The following is a 19210-nucleotide window of genomic DNA, read 5'->3' on the forward strand; positions in this document are numbered from 1 at the left end:
GCCGCCAACGCCCGGACGGTCAGATCTGGATCAAGCTGAGAACCCCGCCCTGCGGATCCTGGATGGTCGCCAAAGATCCTGTTTCGGGCTTTTCTTCCGGTTCCACAAGTACGGCTCCGCCGGCAGCAACCGCAGCTTCAGCCGCTTTTCGAACGTCGGCCACACCGAAGTAGACCTGCCAAGCCGCCTCTTCGCCTTCTTCGGCAGGGACAATCCCGGCCACTTCGTCGCCGTTGACCATCAGCGTGCTGTAGCTGCCGCCGTCGTCCTGGGGATATTCAGTGACTTCATGCCCGAAGAGCTGCTGGAAAAACGCGATGGCTGCCTGCGGTTCAGGAGTCAGCAGCTCGGCCCATGCCAAGGCGCCAGCCTCATTGAACAGATGGCTTCCAATGTGGGTACCCGCCTGCCAGATCCCCGTGGTCCCGCCGCCCGGCGGCTCGATGAAAGCCAGGACGCCGGTATCGGCCACCTGCTCGGGGCCAAACGCGAGATTCCCGCCGGCATGGACGGCGACGTCTGCTATCTCCTCAGCATCCGTGGCCGCGAGGTAAATGTTCCATTGGCCGTGCTTGCCCGCCGCCTCCTGCATGGGGTTCTGCGGAGCGATGACCGCAACCAGCTCCTTGCCAACAAACGCCTGCGCGTAGCTGCGGCCGTCAGGTGTGGGCAGGTCCGTGAACGTCCAGTCGAACAGCTTTCCGTAGAAGTCCTTGGCTGCCGAAACGTCCTGCGTCTGCAGGTCAGCCCAGCAAGGTTCACCAGTTGAATAATGAGTCCGGGAAGTCATGCGGCAAGTCCTGTCATGATGCTGAATGCGGCGCCTGCGGGGTCCATGAGTACGGCCATTCGCCCGACGCCGGGAACATCGAAAGCCGGTGCGATCACATGGCTTCCCAACTGGACGGCATGCTCAACCCCCGCATCCACGTCTTCGACGCTGAAGTACGTCATCCAGAACGGCGAAAGTCCTTCAATGGGCAGCTTAAGGGCACCGGCAATCCTCTTCCCGTCCACCAGCAGGCTGGTGTACTCCTGAAGATCACCTGCGGGTGTGGTTTCACTGGTGCAGCCCGTCACGGCCTCATAGAACTTCATAGCCTTAGGGACGTCGTCGGTCTGCAATTCATTCCAAATCATGGTCCCTGGCTCATTGACCAAGCCGGATCCAGGATGGGTGCCGGCTTCCCAGAAGCCGATTTGTGCCCCTGTGGGGTCTATTGCGAAGAACATCCGCCCGCTGCCGTTCGGCACGTCGTCAGGGGCGAAGAGGATGGATCCGCCGGCGGCCACAGCCCGTTCTGCAGCCTCGTCGGCGGAGTCCACGGCAATGTAGTTGGCCCAATAGGAAGGCATTCCCTCCGGCGCATCCGGCAGTTGCTGCATCATGCCGGCTACTTTCCGTCCGTGAAGCATAGCCATGTAGTAGGTCATGCCATTACCGGCGTCCATGGGATCCAACTCCCAGCCAAAAAGCTCGCTGTAAAACTTCTTGGAGACTTCGATGGCGGTGGAGGACAGGTCCACCCAACATGGTGTCCCCTGCTTGTAACTCTCGACCACCGGCATGACGTTCCCTTTCCTAGCAACGCGGGGTCAAATATGGCCCATGATGGGGCCTTAAGTGACCCCGCGTTGGAGTCCTGGGGACAACGCTATGGCGCTTCCACTGCCAGCGCTAGCCGTGCGCCTGATTACCCCGGCAGCCGAACAGGTTCGACCGCGTCTTCCGTGGTCTGGCGCGAAAGGCGCCGGGACAGCACCACCATAACCACCACGGCCAGCAAAACTGGGACGCAGACCGCAAGTACGATGTTCTGCGGTGATTGCCCTGACGACAGTAGGACACCGCCCAACGCGGGTCCGGCGATCGAGCCCAAACGGCCCAGCGCAGCCGCCCATGCGACCCCGGAGGTGCGCGACGTGGCCGGATAGACGGACACCGCCACCGCAGCCTGTCCCACCATGCTGCTGGCCAGCCCCATGCCCACCCCCGCGAACAGCAGTAAGAGTTGCCATTGTCCGGGGTGCCCCAAGGCAATCGTGAGCAAGAAGCAAATGGCTACACAAGCGGCAACGACCAACATCCAACTGGTCTTGAATCGCACCGAAAAGATCATGAGTAAGAGGGCCCCCAGGATTCCGCCAATACCAAGTGCTGCTGCCCCGAGGGGAGCCATGGTCAGATCCAGGCCGAAGTTAGTGAGCAGGGTTGGAAGCCACGACGAGAACGCGTAGAACGTGGCAAAGATCAAGAACGCAAAGAGCCAGAGAAGCACAGTGGGCAACGCCAAACCACGCCGGAAGAGGCTTTGGACAGTCTCTTGGCCCGCCTTCCGCGACGGCCTGGGCGCATCCGCCTCGCTGATTCCGAACCACATGACAGGCAGCAGGATGATAGGAAGAACTGCCCCGAGCCAGAAGATGGACTGCCAGCCCAGGTCGCTGATCAACTTTCCTCCGCTCAAACCAGCCGCCAAAGATCCCGCAGACAGGCCCATGGTCACGAAAACGGCAATCCGTTCGCGCTGACCTCCGTCCCTGCCTGCCGTTGCGAGGGAAATAGCCGACGGCAGGACCGCCCCCAATCCGATTCCGGTCAAGAAGCGGGCAATCGTCATAAAGGGGATCCCTGAAGACATTGCAGTCAGGGCGGAGCCCAGGGCAAAGGCCACCACACCCGCCAGCAGCATCCGACGGAGCCCAAACCGAACGGATAGGCGCCCAGAGACCATATAGCCCGCCACCACTCCTGCGTTTGTGGCAATCAGTGGGGCAGCGAAGGCTGCGGGCGACAGGGACCAGTTCTTGGCCAAGCTAGGCACCGCCAGGCCCAAGGACGCTGTGTCGAAACCGTCGAGCAGCACGGCCAGGAAAGCGAGGATAATGACTAGCCAGCGTGACAGACCTATGGCTGTGGCCACTGGCGGAACGGGCTTTCCAGCGGGGGTACTGGATTCAAGCATGATGATTCCTTTCGAGGGCGCGGAAGATCGGCCGCCTTACGGATGTCTGGCAGCGGGGGGACGAGTTGGTTGTGGACTAGTAAGCCAGTGAACCGTGGGTGATAACGCCGGCCGCCATGGTCAGCTCCACCTCAATGTCTGGGATTTCCTCGGGTTCCACAGCGCGCGGGTCTTCCGAGAGCACAACGAGGTCCGCGAGCATTCCCGCACGGATCGTTCCCGTTCGATGCTCATCGGCTGCGCACCAAGCACTGCCATTGGTGTACATGGCCAAGGCCTCTGCTGCGCTGACGCCCCATTCGAGGCCCAGCACCCCTGCTGAGCGGCTACGCCGGGTGACGGAACTCGACATGCCGCGAAGAGGCTGGAAAGGTGCCACCGGGCTATCCGAACCTCCACCCACGGGCACCTCCACGCGGGAAAGATACTGCGACAAGGGCGCGATATTTGCCGCTCTTTCCCGACCCAGATACTCGACGAATCCACCACCCAAGGCAAAGTGGAGCGGTTCCTGCGCAGCCACCCCTACACCCATGGCATTCAACCTGTCCCAGTGTTCTTCGTTGGGGTACAGCATGTGAATGAGGGTCCATCGGGCATCGGAGATGGGGTTCCACGCATGAGCTGCCTCAAAGGCGTCAAGGGCAATATCAATGCCAGCATCGCCAACGCAGTGCGCGCCTACGGGAAGGTTCGCACGGTTCGCTGCCACACAAATGGCTTCCAGCTCAGCCGCCGATTGGAACGATTTGCCACACGGGAAGTCGGGATCGTCCTGCCGTTCATAAGAATCCCGGTAGAAGCCGGTCTCCACACCGCCATCTACGCAAACTTTCACGCCCAGGGTACGAAGCCAGACGTCGTCGAGCTGTGCTGCTACCGCACCGGAATCGAGAAGTTCCACTGCCTCCTCCGCTGTACCGGCTGGCGTCGGCAACTTCCACATCATGGATACCCGGACCTTCTGTGGTCCGCCCCCGTAGATAACTCTGTAGGCAGCCATTTCATCCAAGGTCAGTCCGGGGTCGATGACTGAAGTGATGCCCGCCGCGGCATACCGTTTCTGGACCTCCTCCAGCGCCGCACGGTAGTGGTCAATGCTGGGTTTGGGTAGCTGGCTCAGCAAGCCTGCAACGTATCCGCTCCCTACGATCTGGCCGGTAAGTTTCCCGTTGTTACGAAGGTAGCTCGCGCCCTCAGGAGCATGACTGTCGTCCCCTATGCCGAACAGCGACATGGCAAGGGAATTCAGCACAATGTTGTGTCCTCCCCTGCGGAGGACCACGGGATTGTCGGGGGCCACGGCATCAAGCTCGGTCCGCGTTGGCATCCTGCCCTCAGCCAAGCCGCTTTCGTGCCAGTCACTTGCGGTTACTACCCACGCTCCGTTTTCAGCGGCTTCTGCTTGCCCTTGAACAACGTCCATGAGCTCCGCGACAGTACTGGCGCGGGCCAGGGAAGGCAGCAGCATTCCCATACCTGTGGACAACATGTGGTTGTGGGAGTCGTGGAAACCTGGACAGACGAACCGGCCGCGTAGGTCCACTTTCTTCGTTTCAGGTCCGGCGAGGCCCAGTGCCTCTGCGTCATTGCCTGCATACAGTATCCATTGGCCAGCTATCGCAATAGCCGACACCAGCCCGTTGGGGCTCGATGGGTCCGCCAGTACGTTTCCATTATGAAAGATGACATCGGGCAGCCTGCCCTCCATTTGTGGCGTCCGTTCCACTTATGCCTCCTACCGGCCGCAGCCTGGGTGTTTCGAATTCTTTATGACCGTCACAAAGAGTCGATACCTTGGTTGAGACTGTAGACCCGGGACGGGACTTGCGCAATGGTTTTGACGATTTTGGTATACCAGATTTCCAGACGCAAAAAAGGCCCGCAGGGTACGCCAATGAATGGCGTGCCCTACGGGCCTTTTTCAGAGATATTCGACATCCGAAGATGCGCGACGACCTTAATGTACGACGGCGGTACGCAACTCAGTGCCGGAAGCACCGATAGTTTGCGACAGCTATCCGATACGGCGGGTGTCTACCTCGTCGTCATCGTCTTCCGCGTACTTGTCCTCATAAGCCGAGTAGTCCGGCTCCGGAGGATCTTCGGGGAAGTGGCTCTTTACACGACTGGATGGGCCCGTGAGCTCACGCTCAAGTGCCGAATAGTCAGTGTTCGGGGAGTAGTACTTGATGTCCCGAGCCTGCTTGGTAGCTTTTGCCTTTTGACGGCCGCGCCCCATGGCGTGACCCCCTTTTGTACTTGGACCGGAGGTGGTCACCTTGGCTATCGGTGAGGCCCCGGAATGTTTGGTCAATTTGTCGTATGTCTAGATTACATGCTTTCGGGGGTGCCTGCGTGCCAACACAGACCTGCGTCAGGGACACCCACAGCCGAAAGCGGTCCCAAGCACCTCCAATACACCTAAAAATTGGGTAGAGTCTGCCTCAATGCGGCCCCAGAGCAGGAAGGCAGACACCGGGATATGAGCGAGGACAACACCCCACCACGCGAAGGTTCACCCCGCGATCAAGGCGAGGCCGGGGTGCCACCCGCGCCCAAAGTACCGCCCGCGCCGCCGCAGGCCCCGGGAGAGCCGCCACAGGCCGCAGGAGAGCAGCCGAAGCAACCCGCCGGAACACTGCCCGAGGCTTCTGGCCTTCAGCCGGACCCTGCGCCGGACCTTGACCCGGACTTCGTACCCAACGCCAGCGACCAGCCTGATCCCGCCCAGCCTGACTACTCCGGCCAGCCAGGGGATCCACCCCAGGAGCCTCATCCGGCTCCGCACGGGGACCCGGTGAGACGCCAGCGGCTTGTCATCGGCGGAATCGTGGTGGGTGTCCTCGTGCTAATCGGCGTCGTCATCTGGGTGTTGTTGAACCTGCTGGGTACCCGGCCCCAAGCTGTGGTCACTACGCCGAGTCCCACAGCAAGCCTTGGCCCACTCCCCCGGGACACCGAAGCCAAGGATTTCCAGGTAGGTGATTGCTTTGCCGACTTCGATCCCAATGCCCCCAAGGCCAGGGCCGTAGCGTGTGACACGGAGCATTCAGCCCAACTCGGGGCCGTCCACGTGTACCCGGCGGAGGATTCTTTCCCCGGCACCAACGCCCTGAAGGACAAAGGCCGTGAGGTCTGCGGCCAGGTAAAGCTGAATAACGCGGCGGCCGATAAGTACGTGCTGCTTCAGCAGAACGTCTACCCGAGCACCACCAGTTGGGACCGGGGCGACCGCCGCGTTGATTGCTTCATCGTTGTGGATTCGGGCAACACCATCAAGGAAGACCTCCTCAATAAGTAGCCCCCAAACCTACTTCTTTCGAACCAGGAGCCCAGTTCCGGCCGACGGTCTGCCGTCGGGACCTGTCGGCACCTCGAATCCCTGAATGGTGAGTTCGTCGAGGTCGGCTGCAGTATCAACCAGGACGGTATCGCCGTCGCTGATCTCGCCGGCAAGGATCTCTTTGGCCAGGCGGTCCCCGATTTCGCGCTGGACGAGGCGTCGCAGAGGACGCGCGCCGTACGCGGAGTCGTAACCGGACATCGCGAGCCAGGCGCGGGCTCCATCAGTTACCTCAAGGGTCAACCGGCGATCGCGCAGACGCTTGGTGAGTTCGGCAACGTGGAGCTCCACGATCCTGGCAAGCTCCTCGACGGACAGGGGATCGAACAGCACGATCTCGTCCAAACGGTTCAGGAACTCCGGCTTGAACGAGGCCTGGACCACCGCCATGACGGCATCACGCTTTGCCTTGGCATCCAGCGACGGGTCAACCAGGAACTGGCTTCCGGAGTTGGACGTCAATACCAGGATCGTATTGCGGAAGTCGACTGTCCGTCCTTGGCCGTCTGTGAGGCGGCCATCGTCGAGAACCTGCAGGAGGATGTCGAAGACCTCTGGATGAGCCTTTTCCACTTCGTCGAGCAGCACAACGGAGTACGGGCGACGACGAACGGCTTCCGTCAGCTGGCCGCCTTCTTCGTAGCCGACGTATCCCGGAGGGGCACCGACCAGACGCGCAACAGAGTGCTTCTCTCCGTACTCGGACATATCGATCCGAATCATGGCGCGTTCGTCGTCAAAGAGGAAGTCGGCCAAAGCCTTTGCCAGCTCGGTCTTGCCGACGCCGGTGGGGCCAAGGAACAGGAACGAGCCTGTGGGGCGGTTGGGGTCGCTGATGCCCGCCCGTGCACGGCGGACGGCGTCCGAAACTGCCTGGACAGCCTTGGTTTGGCCGATCAGGCGCTTACCGAGTTCCTCTTCCATGTGCAGCAGCTTTTGGGATTCACCCTGCAGCATGCGCCCAGCCGGGATGCCGGTCCACGCCGAGATGACCTCCGCGATGTCGTCTGCTGTCACATCCTCTGCGACCATGAGCTCGGGCTTTGCGTCGCCGCGGGCCGACTCCTCCTCGGCAGCCGCGTTGAGCTCACGTTCGAGGGCAGGCAGCTCGCCATAAAGTATCCGCGATGCCGACTCGAGGTCGCCTTCGCGCTGGTACTTTTCGGCGGCAGATCGCAGCTCGTCGATCTTCGCCTTAAGGTCACCCACCCGGTTGAGTCCGGCCTTCTCGGCTTCCCAACGGGCGTTCAGGGCCCTTAGTGCTTCCTTCTTGTCAGCCATATCGGCGCGGAGGGCAGCCAGCCGCTCAACGGACGCAGGATCAGTCTCGCCTTGAAGCGCCAGTTCTTCCATGGTCAGGCGGTCGACGGAACGGCGGAGCTGATCGATCTCCTCCGGCGCTGAGTCAATCTCCATCCGAAGCCGTGACGCGGCCTCATCTACGAGGTCGATCGCTTTGTCCGGGAGCTGACGGCCCGAGATGTAGCGGTTGGACAGCGTTGCTGCTGCCACCAAGGCGGAATCGGCGATTGCCACCTTGTGGTGGGCTTCGTACCGTTCCTTGAGGCCGCGCAGAATGCCGATGGTGTCCTCGACGCTGGGCTCGCCCACGTAGACCTGCTGGAAGCGACGTTCCAAGGCGGGGTCCTTCTCGATGTTTTCGCGGTATTCATCCAAGGTAGTGGCACCAATGAGGCGCAGCTCGCCGCGGGCCAGCATCGGCTTGAGCATATTGCCCGCATCCATGGCGCTCTCTCCGGTTGCACCAGCGCCAACAACGGTGTGGATTTCGTCGATGAACGTCACGATCTGGCCGTTGGAGTTCTTGATCTCCTCCAGAACCGCCTTAAGCCGCTCCTCGAATTCACCGCGGTATTTAGCACCGGCCACCATGGAAGCAAGGTCCAGGGCGATGAGTGACTTGCCCCGCAGGCTCTCCGGAACGTCGCCGGCAACTATTCGTTGCGCGAGGCCCTCGACCACGGCCGTTTTTCCAACGCCAGGCTCACCAATCAGCACAGGGTTGTTCTTGGTTCGCCGGCTCAGGACCTGAACCACGCGACGGATCTCGCTGTCACGCCCGATGACCGGATCCAGCTTCCCTGAGCGGGCAATGGCGGTGAGGTCCGTGCCGAACTTCTCCAGGGCCTGGAACGTATTTTCGGGATCCGGCGAGTTGACCTTTCGATCGCCCCGGACGCCCGGCAGGGCAGCAAGCAGCGCTTCGTGGGAGGCGCCGGCGTCGCGCAATAACTTTCCGACAGCGTCGCTGCCAGCCGAAAGCCCCAACAGCAGGTGCTCGGTGGAGACAAAGGAGTCGCCGAGTTTGTCGGCCTCGTTCTGGGCGGCCTGGATTGCCTGCATGGACTGCCGGGAGAGCTGGGCTTGCTGGACTGAGCTGCCCGATGAGGATGGCAGCGACTTAATAGCCGAACTGGCTTGGACACTCACGGCGTCCGGATCAGCCCCTGTGGCGCGCAGGAGAGCAACAGCAACGCCCTCGCGCTGGTCCATGAGGGCCTTCAGAAGGTGCGGCGGTTCCAATTGCGGGTTGCCGGCAGTAGAGGCATTCATGGCGGCCGCAGAAAGGGCCTCCTGGCTCTTGGTAGTGAATTTGACGTCCAAAGAGAGCTCCCTTTCTGGAGTAAGACCAATACTTTCAAAGTTGAGTCTACTACGCTCAACTTTCCGTTGTGGCCCATGTGTTCCATGTTTGCCGACGGCGAAACAACTGTCCAGACATAAACGGGGATATGTGAATAACAGGGCATCCACCTTGCGGAAACCCTACGCAGGATAGATCGAGACCAGGGCCGACTTCACAACGAACCGCACGTCCATCCCCGGAGCCAGGCCGAGATCGGCCGATGCCGCAGGAGTGATGTCGGCGGATAACGTGCTGCGCTCCCCCAAGCCCGGCGCGGTCGCCTTCACCCGGATCTGGTCGCCATGCGGCTCCAAATCACGGATGGTGACGGGAAACGAGTTTCGTGGGCTTCCGTGCACGTCGCCGAGGAAAACGGAAACGGCCGACGGCGGAAAGGCCGCCACGCCTGCCTGTCCGGGCGCAGGTGACCACTCGGGATCGTGCTGGCCTGCGAAAAGCCGGCCATCCGGCGTCGTGATTCCCTGCCCCGTGATGCTTCCGCTGACGAGGTTGAGTCCTGCCAGTCCGGCCGCGAAGTGGCTCCGGGGGCGTTCCAGGACTTGTCGGGTATGGCCCTGCTCGGAAATGCGCCCGTTCTCCATGACGATGACCCGATCGGCGAGCATGTAGGCGTCGAGGACGTCATGGGTGATGATGATGGCCTTGCGTCCGGCCAGGACCCGTTTGAGTACCCGGCGCAGCAGGGGTGCGGCATGGATATCGAGGGCTGACATCGGCTCGTCGAGGAGCAGCAACTCAGGATCGGCGGCGAGCGCCCGGGCAACGGCCACCCGCTGCGCCTGGCCACCGGATAACTCTGCTGGTTTGCGGGATTCGAGGTGAAGGGCGTCCACTTCGGTCAGCCAAAGCCGGGCTGTTTCACGGGCGGCGGGTTTGGATGCGCCCTTGCTGCGCGGCCCGAAGGCGACGTTGTCCAGTACGGTCAGGTGCGGAAACAGCAGTGCCTCCTGAGCGAGCAGCGCCGTGCCGCGCACGTGCGGGGCGCTCCACCGGTGCGTGCCGCCGTCGAGGTTAAAAAGCTGCCGGTCCCCGATGCGGGCCCACCCCGAATCCGGCCGCAACAAGCCCGCGATCATCGCAAGCAGCGTGGATTTGCCCGCGCCGTTGGGACCCAGAATGGCTACCGTTTCACCGTCGGAGAGCCTGAGCGACATTTCGAAGTTGCGGGATGGAAGACTCGCGGTCAGTTCAAACGTCATAGCTGGACGTCCACACTGGCGCCTGCTTTAGTGCTGCTGGGGCGTCGACCATAACTGAGGCCCACGACTGCCGCGGCGACGGCCACCAATACCAGCGACAAGGCGACGGCGGCCTCGGCGTCAGTTTCGCGCTGAAGGTAAATCTCCAGCGGCAGGGTGCGCGTCACTCCTTGCAAGCTGCCGGCGAAGGTCAAGGTAGCGCCAAACTCGCCGAGACTGCGCGCAAAGGACAAAACAGCGCCAGACGCCAGCCCAGGCAGGACCAAAGGAACTGTGACACGGCGCAGGACGGTGGTTGGCCGCGCGCCGAGGGTCGCCGCCACGGCCTCGTACTTGCTTCCTGCAGTCCTCAGAGCGCCTTCGAGGCTCACAACGAGGAAAGGCAAGGCAACGAATGTTTGTGCAAGCACCACGGCAGTAGTGGAGAACGCGATCTGAATTCCGGCCGCTTCGAGCGACTTCCCCAGCAGGCCTTGCCGCCCGAAGGTATACAGCAGTGCGATGCCTCCGACTACCGGCGGCAGCACGAGCGGCAACAGCACAAAGGAGCGCAACAGCCTCTGCCCGGGGAACTCGCCGCGGGCCAGGACAAGGGCCAACGGCACACCAAGCACTACGCACAGCAAGGTGCTCGCTGCCGACGTCCTCAGGCTCAGGCCCAACGCATCCAGCGACGATTCCGACGTGATGAGCGGAAAGAACTGGGCCCAATTAACCCGCACCAGCATCGCGAGCAGGGGGAGTATCACCAATAGTCCGCCCACAACGGCGATCGCATGGATCCATCGCGGGATGCCCTGGTAGCCGGAGGTATGTTTTCGCATGGCCGGTCCTACGAAGGACCGAAGCCGGCGTCGCCGAGGACCTTCTGACCTTGACTGCCGGCGACCATGGCAATAAAGGCGTGGGCGAGTTCCTTGTTCTTGCTGGTGCCAACCGTGGCGATCGGATACGTATTGACGGCGTTGCCGGACTCCGGGAAGGGGATGCCCTTGACCTTGCCTTCGGCCCCCTTGACGTCCGTGACATATACCAGTCCGGCGTCCGCTTCCTGCGAGGTGACCTTACCCAGCACATCGCTGACAGATGATTCCTCGCTGACGGGGCTCAGGGTGGTTCCTGCGGCCTTCTCTATCGTGTCCGCGGCAGCACCGCAAGGAACCTGGCTGGCGCAGACCACCACTTTGATGCCGGGCTTTGACAGGTCCGCGAAGGAAGAGATCGACGCCGGGTTGCCGGGCGGGACTGCGATCTCCAGAACGTTCGTGGCGAAGTTTTGTGGGGCACCGTCAATGAGCTTCGCGTCCGCCAGTTTGGCCATGTTCCTGGCGTCAGCGGAAGCAAACACATCCGCTGGCGCACCTTGGGTAATTTGCGTTGCCAAGTCCGAGGACCCGGCGAAGCTGAGGTTTATAGTGGTCCCCGGGTTTTTGGCTTGGAAGTCCTCGGCCAGCTGGGTGAAGGTTGCTTTGAGGGACGCTGCGGCGAAAACCGTGATGGTTCCGCTCAACTGGTTGCTCCCGCTTGCCGTCCCGTTTGGGCCTGCGGCGTTGGAAGCACAGCCGGCCAGGCTTGCCGTCAAAGCGGCCGCAACAAAGAGCGCGGTGACGTTCTTGCGTGTGTTGCTCATGCGATGCCCTTTCCCTGCGGCGTCTCGATGATGACAGTCGTCGCCTTGACCACGGCTGTTGCCACTGATCCCAGCTCCAGGCCCAGCTCGCGCACAGCTTCGCTGCTCATGAGCGACACCACACGGAACGGCCCACATTGAAGCTCGACCTGCGCCATGACCTTGTCCGCGGTAATGCCCGTGACCAGTCCGACGAACCGGTTCCGGGCTGAACTGCCGGCACGGGCGGGATCGTCCGGCAGGTGGGATTGATCGCGGGCAACCTTGGCGAGTTCCAGCCCGTCCACGGCGAGCCGGCCTGCAGCGTCCTTCCGGGCAGTGAGGGTTCCATTCTCGGTCCAGCGCCTCACCGTGTCGTCGCTGACGCCAAGGAAGCGGGCTGCTTCGGAAATCCGTATTTGCGGCATGGAATGAGTCTAGTTCCGCAGATGCGGTTCGTGTTAGGGGGTTCATCCGCAAAACCGAATATGACACGCTGCCCGCAGGCGGCATCGCGCCGGCGAACTGGTGCCTACCGGCGTCGTAAGTATTCAAGTCAGCACCTCGCCCGCCTCTCCTCTTCTTCGCAACACTTGGTTGGCGGGAGCCTCAGCGCTGACCGCTGCCCGCGGCCGCAGCGGCAGCCTCGGGTTTGGCCGGCTGGGCCAGGTGAGAGCCGGCCCCCGATTCCGACTTGGGCAAGCTGTTCGCGGATCCTGCCTTCCAGAAGGCCCTGCACGGTGGCGAACCCCAGGAACAGAACATGGTTCAGTCCTCAAGCGGAACGGGCATGCTGGCTGGCGGCTGCACAGGGGAGGGCATCACGGCCGTCTCCGCCAACGCCAACGATTACATGCGGGCCACGGGCCTGGCCTATAACTCGGTTTTGGTAGCCACACAGGCCGCAGGGGAGGATCCGGGATCCGTCATGAGGCCTCAGCCAGGGCTGCGGCCATGTTGGGATAACCGACTGACACATAGCTCGCGCAGTGCTCTAGCCCGGACGGAGCCGGACCCGTACCCTGATGCAAAGGAACTCCTACGCTCCTTCCCAGTTGCTGCGCCCCCTACAGGCAGTGAAGCCTGTGTTTCCGGGGCGGACGCTCGGCGGTAGCCGCTCCGATGGCCGGTAACTGGGAAGGATCGTTTGGCTTACACTTTGGCCATGGCCGTATATGTCGATCCGCCCCTCTGGCCCGCCCACGGCACCGTGTTTTCGCATCTCATATCGGACAAGTCCTTGGACGAGCTTCACGCTTTCGCCGCGGCCGCGGGAGTCCCTGAAAGGGCGTTCGACGGCGACCACTACGACGTCCCGGAACGCCGTTACGACGACCTCGTCGCTGCTGGCGCAATTCCCGTGGAAGCAAGGGTTCTGGTGCGGAAACTCATCGCGAGCGGCCTTCGCATTCCAGCCCGCGGACGCAGCAAGGCACTCACCGTTCCCCTGATGGAACGCTGGAACAGCACCTATCCGGGCCACGAGGAGCTCGGCTTGGAACTACTGGAACGGTGGGGCGAGGACAGCCGGAAGTATCATAGCCGCACCCACTTGCTCGCCGTCCTGGAAGCCCTGGACATTTTGACGGACCCCGCACTCCCTGCCCGCACGGTTGCCCTGGCGGCCTGGTTCCACGATGCCGTCTATGAAGGTGTGGCGGGGCGGGACGAGGAAGAATCCGCGCTCCTTGCCACGGACCGGCTGACCGCGGCACGGCTGGCCCCCGACGACGTCGCCGAGGTCGCCCGACTGGTCCGGCTCACCGCCGAACACAACCCCAAACCGGGCGATCATGCCGGCGCCCTTCTCTGCGACGCCGATCTCTCCGTGCTCGGAGGCGACGAACAGTCCTACGCGCGCTACCTGGCCGCCGTCCGGGAAGACTACGCCCACGTCAGCGACGACGACTTCGCCAAGGGGCGTGCCGCCGTCGTGCGTCATCTGCTGTCGCTGGACCCCCTCTTCCATAGTGAACGGGCCAAGGCGCTCTGGCTCGACGCTGCCCGCCGCAACCTCACTGCCGAACTCGCATGAGCGAAGCCGGAGCGCCGCAGCGGCAGTTGCCGTTCTCGGTCCGTTTTGAGTGGGGGCTCGACGGCGCCCGGGCCATAGTGCCTCGGGCCGACCTTGCAGTGGTGATTGATGTCCTGTCGTTCACCACGTGCGTGAGCGTCGCCGTGGACCGGGGAGCGGCCGTTTTTCCATACCCAATGAGCGATGCCGCGGCGAGTGAGTTTGCCGCTCATCATCGCGCTGCACTGGCCGGGCCTCGTGGCGGGGAGGGTTTGAGCTTGTCGCCATCGAGCTTGCGTCATGCAAAGCACCTGGAACGCGTGGTCCTGCCATCGCCCAACGGCTCGGCGCTGAGTCATGAGCTGGCCAGCTCAGCCCGGCAAGTAGTGGCTGTCTGCTTACGCAATGCCGCGGCGACAGCCGATTGGGTTCACGCGGACCTGCCGGAGGACGCCGTAATAGCCGTGATCGCCGCAGGTGAAAGGTGGACCCATGGATCGTTGCGACCAGCTTTGGAGGACGAGCTCGGAGCAGGCGCTTTCATCGCCGGCCTGGCGGGATCCGGGCGCCGTAATTTTTCGCCCGAAGCCGAGTCCGCAGCGGCAGCCTTCGACGCCGCCGAACCCAAGCTGGCAGCAATGCTGCGCGGCTGCTCCAGTGGGCGGGAACTCATCGATGCTGGCTTCGCTGACGACGTGGCAATCGCCGCCGAGTTGGATGGCAGCTCTGCGGTTGCCCTACTGACGGATGGAGCTTTTCAGGGCGTCAGTTCCACCGATTAGGCCGCCATCAACCTAGCGATAGGTGCTGACGAACGGCTGGTTGGTCGGCACAATCTGCTTACCAAGAGGCATGAGCGAGACCGGGATCAGCTTCAGGTTGGCGATTGCAAGCGGAATGCCGATGATGGTGATGGCCATGGCAAAAGCAGTCACCACGTGGCCGATCGCAATCCAGATACCCGCCACCAGCAGCCAAATCACGTTGCCCAGAAGTGCGAAGACACCCGTTCCGCCGGGCTTCTCCACCACCATCCGGCCAAACGGCCACAAGCAGTAAGCACCGATCCGGAACGAAGCGATGCCCCAGGGAATGGTCACAATGAGCACGCAGCAAATGATGCCGGCCGCGAAATAGCCCAATGCCAACCAGAAACCACCGAAGACCAGCCAAATGATGTTGAGCAACGTTTTCATAGTCTCAATTCTCCCTTGCCGGACTGACATTAAGCCTAGGGGTCTGCCCTGAATCGGCCCTGACTTTTATCGAGGGGTTGGAAGCATCTCAATCCAGCAACGCATCGAGCTTGTCGAACGAGGTGCCCCAGCCGTCCCGTGTCATTTCCACCCACTCTTCCGACGCGAACGGCCCTTGGGTGAGATGCATCCGGGTACGCCCGTTGAGGTCTTCGAATTCGAGGTGCATTTCCTCGTACTCATGGTCGGCATCGGGAGCAGCCTTCGCTCTTGCCACCAAAAGGGCTGGCGCGTCCAGCTCTGTGATGACAGCTTCGATGGGTGCTTCCTGATCCCCCTCCTCGTCCGTCCATGCCATGACCACCTGCCAGATGCCGCCTACGCGCGGTTCCACGATGATCTTGTCGCGGGGAGCATCCACCTCCACAGGACCGAACCACTTGGTGAGCTGGTCGGGGTCCATCCAGGCGTCGAAAATCCGCTCACGCGGGGCGTCAAACTCGCGGGTCATGGTCAGGGTGTACTGTTCCGTGCTCATTGCGTGACTCCTGGTTCAGTGTGGGCCGTGTTTTTAGGTGAGTGGTGTTTTTAGGTGAGTGGTGTCTTTCAGTGAATCTTGTCGTCATGAGCGAGTCTAGGTGCGCAAGTGGCACGCCCCGATGTTCTCTCACATCATCACCCGAATTGCCCAACGTTCTCTCACATCATGAACTGTCGGGGGTGTGCGGTGGCCGGACGTGAGAGAGGAACGCCCGAAAAGCCGCAGGACGTGAGAGAGGAACGCCCGAAAAGCCGCAGGACGTGAGAGAAGGTTTACGCCTTGGCTGCTTCCACGAACGCGCGGATCTTGGCCAGGTCCTTCACTCCCCGGGATGACTCCACCCCCGAAGAAACGTCTACCCCCCAAGCACCCGCCGCAGCAGCAGCGAAGGCGACGTTGCCGGGTTCGAGCCCACCCGCGAGCAACCACTCACGGCCGTCGAGTCCCTTGGCCCGCACGGACGCGTAGTCCCAGGACTCCCCCGACCCCGGCACGGCCGCATCAATCAAGAGCAGTTCCTCGCCCAGATCACTGAACTCGTCCGGGTTGGCACCCATGGTGACGGCCCGGATAAGCCGCATCCCGGCGTCGTGCACTGTCTTGACGTCGTCGGCAGTGCGGGTGCCGTGCAGTTGAACCCAGGTGAGTCCTGCGGCGCGCGCAACAGAAATGGCATCCTCGGCAGGCTCATGCCGGAACACAGCCACGGCGTGAACACCTGCCGGTACCAGTGGCAACAGGATACGCACCTGGTCAGGACTGACTTCACGCGGGCTGGACGTCAGTACGAAACCGACGGCGTCCGCGCCGGCATCCACGGCGGAGCGCACGGATTCAGGCGTGCTCAATCCACACACTTTGACGAACATCCCGCGCCTCCAGCCCTAACCAACAACCAAACCTCCATATGACGTTAGCAAGCCATGCCGGCAACGGAGAACCGGTGTCCACCACTAGGCTGGTCGGATGGAGATCATCCGCTTTGCCGACATCCACCCCGAACCGTGGCGCAACGGAGGCGGGGTGACGCGCGAACTCGCCAGCCACCCGAAGGTCGCTTCAGCCCAGGACGGGGCATGGGACTGGCGCGTCAGCATTGCCGATGTCTCCAAGGCTGGCGACTTCTCCACGTTCCCCGGCATGGAACGCGTGATCACCATCATCGACGGCGAATTGCTGCTGCTGACCGTCGACGGCGAAGAGCACCCGCTGGAGAAGTATCGTCCGTTCCGTTTCTCCGGCGAGGCAGCGTCGTCCGCCACACTGCCCACTGGGGACATCCGCGACCTCAACGTCATCGCCCGAGCCAGCGCGTTCAAGGGGTACACCTCCATTGTCGAGATCTCCAAGAAGCGCGCACACCCCGTTTTCGAGGGCCAGTTGGCCATCCTCCTGGAAGGCAAGGCGACGGTTGCGCGTGGCGCCGATCCGGAGGAAGGCACCCCTGTAGGGGACGGGCCCGACGGCGGCCAACCAGCTCCCAGCGCGGCCGAACCGGTTGAGCTGCACCGCTACGACGCCGTGGTGGGCTCGGAAAAGCGGAGCCCCGAGATTTCGGGCCGGGGTTTCATTGCAGTGATCTCCATCGACAAAGTGGAGCCGGCAAGCGCCTAATCAGGTGACTTTGGCCACCAGAAGTGGCCACCCTACGCGGGAGTTGCTAGCCTGAAATGAAGGTTCCGCTCTGGAACCTCCGGACGACGGTTCAGTACCCGGCACGCGACAAGACTGGCCAAAGGATCTGTCATGTCGTGGTTAATTCTCATTCTTTCCGGCGCGCTTGAGGCCGTCTGGGCTGCCGCCCTGCACCGCTCCAAGGGCTTCCGCAAACCCATACCCACAGTGGTTTTCCTGGTGTCCGTCATCGCCAGCACCGGCGGCCTTGCGATCGCCATGCAATCCATTCCTACCGGCACGGCGTACGCGGTGTGGGTGGGTGTCGGCGTGGTACTAACGTCGGCTTACGCCATGGTCACCAAGGTGGAACGCGCGACGACGGCCCGGCTGCTGTTGCTCGCAGGTATCGGCGCGTGCGTGGTCGGCCTGAAGGTGGTGGCGTAGCCATGGCTGCAACAACAACCACTACCAGGAACACAGCAAAGAACGGCGTTTTCTGGCTGGTTCTCCTCGCCTCGGCCATTCTGGAGGCTGTATGGGCCACGGCGCTGGGACTTTCCGACGGATTCACGCAACTCATTCCCACGTTGGTCTTCGCGGTCACGGCAACCCTGAGCATGCTCGGGCTGGGCATCGCGGTGAAGCGCATTCCCCTGGGCACAGCCTACGCAGTATGGGTGGGAATCGGTGCGGCGCTGACCGTCGGCTGGGCCATGGTCACCGGGGTCGAGCCTGCGAGCCCATTGAAGCTGCTCTTCATCGCGGGAATCGTAGGCTGTGCTGCCGGTTTGAAGGCCCTACCTGCTGAGAAACCTGTAGCCAAGGCAGAGTAGCTACCACTCCGTGGCTCTCCATTTCGACGGACCGCTGCACAACAGCCTGACACATACCGTCCTACCATCGAATACGCAGCGAGCCGTCGAACTGGGCATCCCACCAGCCAGGCTCACTCCATCTCCATCGCTCCTGCAGGAATACCCATCGCGTCCATGGAGTTCACGCCAACAAAGGGCACTTTGGAACACCAACACGCATGGGAGAAGTTCATGACTGCAGTTCAACTCGGCGATGGCCTCAATGTCAGCCCCCTCGGCTTTGGGGGTATGGCCCTGACACCGGTGTACGGGGGAATCGACCCCGAGGAAGTCCTGCAAACACTGAGGCATGCCGTGGATGCGGGCATCACGTTCATCGATACCGCGGATGTTTACGGCGCCGGCAGCAACGAGGAACTTGTTGGCAAGCTCCTGAAAGGCCGGCGCGACGAGGTCCAATTGGCCACGAAGTTCGGGATCGAGGGCAACCCCGCGAACGGATACACGGGAGTCCGCGGGGATGCGCCCTACGTCAGGCAAGCGGCGGAAGCGAGCCTCCGGCGTCTGGACACTGACGTGATTGACCTCTACTACCTGCACCGCCGTGACCTCCGCGTTCCGATAGTGGAAACCGTGGAGGCCATGGCGGAGCTGGTCCGTGAGGGCAAGGTTCGGCACCTCGGACTGTCTGAGGTGACAGCCGAGGAGCTCAGGCAGGCCAACGCCGTCCATCCCATTGCCGCGGTCCAGAGTGAATGGTCAATCTGGAGCAGGGATGTTGAGCAATACGTTGTTCCCGCAGCGAAGGAACTCGGTGTTGGCTTTGTGCCTTATTCGCCGCTCGGCCGTGGGTTCCTCACGGGAACCGTTAGCGCGAGCGACTTGGGCGAGAACGACTTCCGCCACAAGATTCCCCGCTTTGGTGGCGAGGCCCTTGATGCAAACCAGGCCGTCGTGGACGCGGTTCGCAAGGTGGCCGATGCCCTGGGAGCAACTCCTGCCCAGGTAGCTCTCGCTTGGCTGTTGGCCCAGGGCAAGCGCCTTGGGCTTTCGGTGGTCCCCATCCCCGGTACGCGGAAAACGCACCGGATCGACGAGAACCTTGGGGCGCTGTCCCTGCAACTGGGAACAGCGCAACTTGAGGTGCTCGATCTGGCCGCGGACGCCGTCGTGGGTTCACGTTCCGCCGACCCCAACTGGGTGTCGCAGGGCCGCGAAGCCAACCCGGCAACTGCATAG

The 19210-nt window shown here is 62.4% G+C and carries 20 protein-coding genes and 1 riboswitch; of the genes, 7 read left to right on the top strand and 13 right to left on the bottom strand.

The features are described from left to right. Positions 1–19 precede the first annotated feature (19 nt). The 5 genes from LDN75_RS20885 to LDN75_RS20905 form a co-directional block, all read right to left on the bottom strand. On the bottom strand, positions 20–790 hold the full coding sequence (locus LDN75_RS20885) for a VOC family protein (protein WP_223934592.1): 771 nt from the start codon (positions 788–790) through the stop codon (positions 20–22). Then, positions 787–1569, bottom strand: a complete 783-nt coding sequence (locus LDN75_RS20890; protein ID WP_223934593.1) for a VOC family protein — start codon at positions 1567–1569, stop codon at positions 787–789. The genes LDN75_RS20885 and LDN75_RS20890 overlap by 4 nt, the downstream gene beginning before the upstream one ends. Before the next feature lie 125 nt (positions 1570–1694). Further along, complete coding sequence (locus LDN75_RS20895) at positions 1695–2966, bottom strand: MFS transporter (protein ID WP_223934594.1); 1272 nt, start codon at positions 2964–2966, stop codon at positions 1695–1697. A 76-nt stretch (positions 2967–3042) separates the two neighbouring features. After that, positions 3043–4695, bottom strand: coding sequence for an amidohydrolase (locus tag LDN75_RS20900; protein ID WP_223934595.1), 1653 nt, complete (start codon positions 4693–4695; stop codon positions 3043–3045). A 288-nt stretch (positions 4696–4983) separates the two neighbouring features. Further along, complete coding sequence (locus LDN75_RS20905; RefSeq protein ID WP_024818182.1) at positions 4984–5208, bottom strand: DUF3073 domain-containing protein; 225 nt, start codon at positions 5206–5208, stop codon at positions 4984–4986. 243 nt (positions 5209–5451) lie between these two features. On the opposite strand from LDN75_RS20905, the gene LDN75_RS20910 reads away from it, so the two are divergent. Continuing rightward, positions 5452–6270 carry a septum formation family protein gene (locus LDN75_RS20910; RefSeq protein WP_223934596.1) on the top strand — a complete coding sequence of 273 codons (819 nt, stop codon included), beginning with the start codon at positions 5452–5454 and terminating at the stop codon, positions 6268–6270. A gap of 9 nt (positions 6271–6279) precedes the next feature. On the opposite strand, the gene clpB is transcribed toward LDN75_RS20910, so the two are convergent. From clpB to LDN75_RS20935, 5 genes are all read right to left on the bottom strand, one after another. After that, positions 6280–8937 (bottom strand): ATP-dependent chaperone ClpB, encoded by a 2658-nt coding sequence (gene clpB, locus LDN75_RS20915; protein ID WP_223934597.1) that lies wholly within the window; start codon positions 8935–8937, stop codon positions 6280–6282. Between the two features lie 162 nt (positions 8938–9099). Then, positions 9100–10179 (bottom strand): ATP-binding cassette domain-containing protein, encoded by a 1080-nt coding sequence (locus LDN75_RS20920; RefSeq protein WP_223934598.1) that lies wholly within the window; start codon positions 10177–10179, stop codon positions 9100–9102. Further along, positions 10176–11003 carry an ABC transporter permease gene (locus LDN75_RS20925; protein WP_223934599.1) on the bottom strand — a complete coding sequence of 276 codons (828 nt, stop codon included), beginning with the start codon at positions 11001–11003 and terminating at the stop codon, positions 10176–10178. The genes LDN75_RS20920 and LDN75_RS20925 overlap by 4 nt, the downstream gene beginning before the upstream one ends. 8 nt (positions 11004–11011) lie before the next feature. Continuing rightward, the gene (gene modA, locus LDN75_RS20930) at positions 11012–11809 is read right to left on the bottom strand and encodes a molybdate ABC transporter substrate-binding protein (protein ID WP_223934600.1); all 798 of its coding nucleotides are present in this window, start codon (positions 11807–11809) and stop codon (positions 11012–11014) included. Next, complete coding sequence (locus LDN75_RS20935) at positions 11806–12216, bottom strand: TOBE domain-containing protein (protein WP_223934601.1); 411 nt, start codon at positions 12214–12216, stop codon at positions 11806–11808. The genes modA and LDN75_RS20935 overlap by 4 nt, the downstream gene beginning before the upstream one ends. Before the next feature lie 737 nt (positions 12217–12953). Here LDN75_RS20935 and LDN75_RS20940 point away from each other — a divergent pair. Both LDN75_RS20940 and LDN75_RS20945 read left to right on the top strand, forming a co-directional pair. Continuing rightward, positions 12954–13823: a DUF4031 domain-containing protein gene (locus tag LDN75_RS20940; RefSeq protein ID WP_223937659.1), complete on the top strand. Its 870-nt coding sequence runs from the start codon at positions 12954–12956 to the stop codon at positions 13821–13823. After that, positions 13820–14584: a 2-phosphosulfolactate phosphatase gene (locus tag LDN75_RS20945; RefSeq protein ID WP_223934602.1), complete on the top strand. Its 765-nt coding sequence runs from the start codon at positions 13820–13822 to the stop codon at positions 14582–14584. Before LDN75_RS20940 ends, LDN75_RS20945 begins: the two co-directional genes overlap by 4 nt. A 12-nt stretch (positions 14585–14596) precedes the next feature. Here LDN75_RS20945 and LDN75_RS20950 read toward each other — a convergent pair whose 3' ends face one another. The 3 genes from LDN75_RS20950 to LDN75_RS20960 all read right to left on the bottom strand — a co-directional run bounded on the left by LDN75_RS20950 (position 14597) and on the right by LDN75_RS20960 (position 16408). Beyond that, a complete protein-coding gene (locus LDN75_RS20950) occupies positions 14597–14998 on the bottom strand; it encodes a YccF domain-containing protein (RefSeq protein WP_216926600.1) in 402 nt (133 codons plus the stop codon). Between the two features lie 88 nt (positions 14999–15086). Continuing rightward, positions 15087–15536: an SRPBCC domain-containing protein gene (locus tag LDN75_RS20955; protein WP_223934603.1), complete on the bottom strand. Its 450-nt coding sequence runs from the start codon at positions 15534–15536 to the stop codon at positions 15087–15089. Between the two features lie 275 nt (positions 15537–15811). Next, positions 15812–16408, bottom strand: coding sequence for a phosphoribosylanthranilate isomerase (locus LDN75_RS20960; RefSeq protein ID WP_223934604.1), 597 nt, complete (start codon positions 16406–16408; stop codon positions 15812–15814). A 97-nt stretch (positions 16409–16505) separates the two neighbouring features. Here LDN75_RS20960 and LDN75_RS20965 point away from each other — a divergent pair, with 97 nt between their 5' ends. The 4 genes from LDN75_RS20965 to LDN75_RS20980 all read left to right on the top strand — a co-directional run bounded on the left by LDN75_RS20965 (position 16506) and on the right by LDN75_RS20980 (position 19210). Further along, complete coding sequence (locus tag LDN75_RS20965; RefSeq protein ID WP_223934605.1) at positions 16506–17153, top strand: HutD family protein; 648 nt, start codon at positions 16506–16508, stop codon at positions 17151–17153. 57 nt (positions 17154–17210) lie between these two features. After that, positions 17211–17276, top strand: a riboswitch (guanidine-III (ykkC-III) riboswitch). 9 nt (positions 17277–17285) lie between these two features. Next, on the top strand, positions 17286–17600 hold the full coding sequence (locus tag LDN75_RS20970; RefSeq protein ID WP_223934606.1) for a multidrug efflux SMR transporter: 315 nt from the start codon (positions 17286–17288) through the stop codon (positions 17598–17600). 2 nt (positions 17601–17602) lie between these two features. Beyond that, positions 17603–17989, top strand: a complete 387-nt coding sequence (locus tag LDN75_RS20975) for a multidrug efflux SMR transporter (RefSeq protein ID WP_223934607.1) — start codon at positions 17603–17605, stop codon at positions 17987–17989. A gap of 213 nt (positions 17990–18202) precedes the next feature. Continuing rightward, positions 18203–19210, top strand: coding sequence for an aldo/keto reductase (locus LDN75_RS20980; protein WP_223934608.1), 1008 nt, complete (start codon positions 18203–18205; stop codon positions 19208–19210).

Source organism: Arthrobacter sp. StoSoilB5, from assembly GCF_019977235.1.
GTDB lineage: Bacteria > Actinomycetota > Actinomycetes > Actinomycetales > Micrococcaceae > Arthrobacter.

Excerpts from the sequence above, each read along its gene's own strand:
- LDN75_RS20960 (WP_223934604.1), bottom strand. The coding sequence starts at position 16,408 with ATGTTCGTCAAAGTGTGTGGATTGAGCACGCCTGAATCCGTGCGCTCC.
- LDN75_RS20910 (WP_223934596.1), top strand. The coding sequence starts at position 5,452 with ATGAGCGAGGACAACACCCCACCACGCGAAGGTTCACCCCGCGATCAA.
- LDN75_RS20885 (WP_223934592.1), bottom strand. The coding sequence starts at position 790 with ATGACTTCCCGGACTCATTATTCAACTGGTGAACCTTGCTGGGCTGAC.
- LDN75_RS20935 (WP_223934601.1), bottom strand. The coding sequence starts at position 12,216 with ATGCCGCAAATACGGATTTCCGAAGCAGCCCGCTTCCTTGGCGTCAGC.
- LDN75_RS20965 (WP_223934605.1), top strand. The coding sequence starts at position 16,506 with ATGGAGATCATCCGCTTTGCCGACATCCACCCCGAACCGTGGCGCAAC.
- LDN75_RS20890 (WP_223934593.1), bottom strand. The coding sequence starts at position 1,569 with ATGCCGGTGGTCGAGAGTTACAAGCAGGGGACACCATGTTGGGTGGAC.
- LDN75_RS20895 (WP_223934594.1), bottom strand. The coding sequence starts at position 2,966 with ATGCTTGAATCCAGTACCCCCGCTGGAAAGCCCGTTCCGCCAGTGGCC.
- LDN75_RS20950 (WP_216926600.1), bottom strand. The coding sequence starts at position 14,998 with ATGAAAACGTTGCTCAACATCATTTGGCTGGTCTTCGGTGGTTTCTGG.
- LDN75_RS20945 (WP_223934602.1), top strand. The coding sequence starts at position 13,820 with ATGAGCGAAGCCGGAGCGCCGCAGCGGCAGTTGCCGTTCTCGGTCCGT.
- LDN75_RS20940 (WP_223937659.1), top strand. The coding sequence starts at position 12,954 with ATGGCCGTATATGTCGATCCGCCCCTCTGGCCCGCCCACGGCACCGTG.
- LDN75_RS20955 (WP_223934603.1), bottom strand. The coding sequence starts at position 15,536 with ATGAGCACGGAACAGTACACCCTGACCATGACCCGCGAGTTTGACGCC.
- LDN75_RS20970 (WP_223934606.1), top strand. The coding sequence starts at position 17,286 with ATGTCGTGGTTAATTCTCATTCTTTCCGGCGCGCTTGAGGCCGTCTGG.
- modA (WP_223934600.1), bottom strand. The coding sequence starts at position 11,809 with ATGAGCAACACACGCAAGAACGTCACCGCGCTCTTTGTTGCGGCCGCT.
- LDN75_RS20980 (WP_223934608.1), top strand. The coding sequence starts at position 18,203 with ATGACTGCAGTTCAACTCGGCGATGGCCTCAATGTCAGCCCCCTCGGC.
- LDN75_RS20925 (WP_223934599.1), bottom strand. The coding sequence starts at position 11,003 with ATGCGAAAACATACCTCCGGCTACCAGGGCATCCCGCGATGGATCCAT.
- LDN75_RS20905 (WP_024818182.1), bottom strand. The coding sequence starts at position 5,208 with ATGGGGCGCGGCCGTCAAAAGGCAAAAGCTACCAAGCAGGCTCGGGAC.
- LDN75_RS20920 (WP_223934598.1), bottom strand. The coding sequence starts at position 10,179 with ATGACGTTTGAACTGACCGCGAGTCTTCCATCCCGCAACTTCGAAATG.
- LDN75_RS20975 (WP_223934607.1), top strand. The coding sequence starts at position 17,603 with ATGGCTGCAACAACAACCACTACCAGGAACACAGCAAAGAACGGCGTT.